The sequence below is a fragment of the Streptococcus parasanguinis genome, from assembly GCF_001578955.1.
GTDB lineage: Bacteria > Bacillota > Bacilli > Lactobacillales > Streptococcaceae > Streptococcus > Streptococcus parasanguinis_U.
Window position 1 is genome coordinate 141980 of record NZ_KQ969689.1, and the last position, 2773, is coordinate 144752.

The following is a 2773-nucleotide window of genomic DNA, read 5'->3' on the forward strand; positions in this document are numbered from 1 at the left end:
GCATCGACTAATCCAACAGAGGTGGTTGTTTTTCCTTCTCCAGCAGGTGTCGGAGAGATGGCTGTCACGAGGATCAGCTTTCCATCTTCCTTATCCTTGAGTTGTTCCAGTTGGTTGCTATCAATTTTTGCCTTGTATTTTCCGTAGAGCGAAATATCGTCTTCGGTCAAACCAAGTTCAGCAGCGATATCGGTGATGGGCTTCATTTGGACAGAATTGGCAATTTCAATATCCGATAAAACCATAGAATCCCTTCTTTCTTTATTTTTATTTGCTAGGTTTATGATAGACTTTCTAAAATGGTTTGGTAAATGTTGTCTGCAAGATCAGAGCCTGTTTGGAGGAGTTCGAGACCCTTGCCGTGGTATTCTTGGACAAAGTCTTGGTCCTTGATTCCTGAAATGTTGATCAGGACGTTGAGCCAAGCCCCTTGAAGGCCAGCTTTGAGATTCAGAGCAGCTACCCCTAAGTCACTTGCCGCATTGGTGTTGGATTTGCCGACAGCTTCTTTAGTGGTTTCAAGAGCCTCAACGATGAGCTCCATCATAGAGAAAGGAGATTCAGTTGCCTGTTTCAAGGCTTGTTGCATGGCCTCGCGACGAGCGGCTTTCTCTTCTTCCGTTTCTTTTGGAAGATCAAAGACAGCTGATACGACATTGAAAGCTTCTGTATCCTTGTCAATAGCTTCTAGTAACTGGTCTTGGAGGTGAGCGCTTTTTTCGTGAACCCCTTTGATGTGGTCTTCAAATTCTGCGTATTTTTTCTTTCCAATGGTCAGTTCACAGACCATTTTTGTAAGGGAAATCCCATTCGCAGCGGATAGGGCAGCGGCAGAGCCCCCTCCTGGAGCTGGAGCATCCGAACCAAGGACCTTGGCAAACTCTGTAATACTTAAGTCAACTAGTTTCATAGATCCCCTTTCTAACCCAACAAGTGATTTTCCAAGACTTGTTTGCTGTAGTCAAAGTCTTCTAATTGCAAGTAGTATTCAGCAGAGTCGATCAAAGCTTTAGCAGGAGCGAGTCCGATAAGTTCTGTTCCGATGATGCGAACACCATAGCGTTGCGCTTCGAAACGAACGGTTTCCACAACACGATACAATGGGAATTGTTCCAAGTTGACCATGTTGATGGAGACTTGGGCGATGTTGCGATCTTCTAGCATGACGCCGATCGCTTTACAGTACTTGTATCCACCGCTTGATCCACGAATGATTTTAGAAATCTTATTGGCAATCTCTAGGTCGTCTGTGTCAAGGTTGATATTGAAAGCAACGAGTGGCATCCGGACACCGACAGCTGTAACCCCTGCAGTTGGGTGAATCTTGCGTTCACCGTAGTCTGGCTTCCAGTCTTCTTCCAACAATTTTTCTGGCATTCCTTCAAATTGTCCTTTGCGCACTTTCGCTAAGTTCTTCCGTTCTGGACGAGTTGCGGCATCTTCATAAAGGAAGATTGGAATACCTAATTCGCGATTGATGCGTTCGGCCACTTTGTTAGCGATTTCAACACATTCGGCTGTAGTGATATCTTTGACAGGAACAAATGGACAAACGTCCGTTGCCCCCATACGAGGGTGTTCGCCTTCGTGCTTGGTCATATCAATGTTTTCAGAAGCGTATTTCACCAATTGGAAAGCCACTTCTTGAATGCTTTCTTCATCCCCAACGAGTGTAAAGACGCTACGGTTGTGGCTGGCATCAGACGAGTAGTCTAGTAAAGTGACACCTGGAATACTTTTTGCTGTTGCGGCTAATCCGTCGATCACAGCCTGATTGCGTCCTTCAGAGAAGTTTGGAATACACTCAACAATTTTTGCCATATGATTACCTCTTTTTATAGGAGAAGGTGGGGAGGAGAAGTCTTTGTATTTTCCTCCCCTTTCTCAGTTTTTATTTTTTGATGTTAAAACAATTTTTGAACGGCTTCTTTGACCAAATCTTCATCTGCCAGATAAGGAATGGTGATGTGGTCTGTTCCTGCATGGAGACGGTTGTACTCGATCGCTGTTTCAATGGCATGGTTATTCCGTGCCCAGTTCCGACGAGCAACTCCGCCCATGGTATCCCAGGCAATGGCAGATTTGATGATTTCGTCGATCCGGTGGCTACCGTCTAGGACGAGCCCAAATCCACCGTTGATAGCTTTACCGATACCAGTACCACCACCATTGTGGAGAGCGACGAGACTCATACCGCGAGCAGCGTTACCAGCGTAACATTGAACGGCCATATCACAGGTAACGTTTGAACCATCTTTGATATTGGATGTTTCACGGAATGGAGCATCTGTACCAGATACGTCATGGTGGTCACGTCCAATCATGACAGGTCCGATCTTGCCTTGGCGAATGAGTTCATTGAATTTCAATGCAATGTTGACACGGCCCATACAATCTTGATAGAGGATACGAGCCTGTGTACCAACGACTAATTGGTTCTTTTCAGCATCGCGAATCCAGTTGTAGTTATCGCGGTCTTGGTAGCGACGAGTTGGATCGATCGCTTCCATCGCTGCATGGTCAGTTGCAATCAAGTCTTCGTGTTTACCGCTGAGGCAGACCCAACGGAATGGACCGTATCCATAGTCAAAGAGCATAGGTCCCATGATATCTTCTACATAAGATGGCCAAATGAAGCCGTCCTTGTCATCCAAGCCATTCTTAGAAATTTCCTTGATGCCTGAGTCGTAAACAGATTTCATGAAGGCATTACCGTAGTCGAAGAAGTAAGTACCTTTAGCCGTCAAAGCTTTAATCACTGCAAAGTGACGAG

Annotated in this window: 3 protein-coding genes and 1 pseudogene; all 4 read right to left on the reverse strand. The window is 45.5% G+C overall.

Translation table 11 applies throughout. The features are described from left to right. On the reverse strand, window positions 1-245 hold a 245-nt coding region (locus SPADD19_RS00660), incomplete at its 3' end, for a formate--tetrahydrofolate ligase (RefSeq protein WP_128861552.1). Between the two features lie 35 nt (window positions 246-280). Further along, window positions 281-910 carry a cyclodeaminase/cyclohydrolase family protein gene (locus tag SPADD19_RS00665; protein ID WP_061454938.1) on the reverse strand — a complete coding sequence of 210 codons (630 nt, stop codon included), beginning with the start codon at window positions 908-910 and terminating at the stop codon, window positions 281-283. Between the two features lie 11 nt (window positions 911-921). Next, the gene (ftcD, locus tag SPADD19_RS00670) at window positions 922-1821 is read right to left on the reverse strand and encodes a glutamate formimidoyltransferase (protein ID WP_003008641.1); all 900 of its coding nucleotides are present in this window, start codon (window positions 1819-1821) and stop codon (window positions 922-924) included. Window positions 1822-1904: 83 nt separating this feature from the next. Further along, a pseudogene (locus tag SPADD19_RS11330) lies at window positions 1905-2773 on the reverse strand (urocanate hydratase); the annotation flags it as partial.